Source organism: Rhizobium leguminosarum bv. viciae (genome assembly GCF_012276115.1).
Lineage (GTDB): Bacteria > Pseudomonadota > Alphaproteobacteria > Rhizobiales > Rhizobiaceae > Rhizobium > Rhizobium leguminosarum_T.
In genome coordinates this window covers 1-670 of the sequence record NZ_WIEU01000063.1, presented here as the reverse complement: position 1 = coordinate 670, position 670 = coordinate 1, and the positions used below count along the sequence as shown (strand labels likewise).

The window sequence follows — 670 nt, the reverse complement described above, 5'->3', positions numbered from 1 at the left end:
GGGGAGGGATGCTCTATGTCGGATCTAATTGCCTATAAATCCAATGCGCTGGTTGAAGCCAGTTATAAATTGACCCTACAGGAACAGCGATTTTTGTTACTTTGCATCGGTCGATTGAAGTCTGGGGCTGATGCAGAATCTCCAAAATTGCAAAAGACAATGACCATTACAGCTGCGGAATATTTCGATTCATTCCCTGACATGGGGCGGAAAAATGCCGAGGTTCAGTTACAGGAAGCAATTGATCGTTTGTGGGACAGGTCAATCATTCTCAAGGATGACGAGAAACGTGAGGAGTTCCGCTGGATCCAGTATCGGGCACAGTACGCTAAAGGCGAGGCCAGAGCACAAATAACATTTTCTGACGCAGTAATGCCTTATTTGACACAACTACAAGGGCAATTTACTAGAGTTGTAATCAAGAATATATCTAGATTATCAAGAAGTTACAGTATAAGGATATACGAACTCCTCCAGCAGTTCCGCAGTACTGGCGAACGTATTATCGCTCTCGATGATTTTCGCTCAATGCTTGATATAGAGCATAAATATCAAACATATAAATCACTTAACCAGCAATTATTAAGACCCTGCATTGACGAACTGAACAAAAAAAGCGACCTGGCTGTAACGGTTGAGACGATCAAAAAGGGGCGCACGGTTGTAGCCC

At 43.3% G+C, this 670-nt stretch carries 1 protein-coding gene; it reads left to right on the top strand.

Translation table 11 applies throughout. The features are described 5' to 3' along the window. Positions 1-15 precede the first annotated feature (15 nt). Positions 16-670: replication initiation protein (locus GFM02_RS34785; RefSeq protein ID WP_168324232.1), on the top strand; the 655-nt coding region annotated here is incomplete at its 3' end.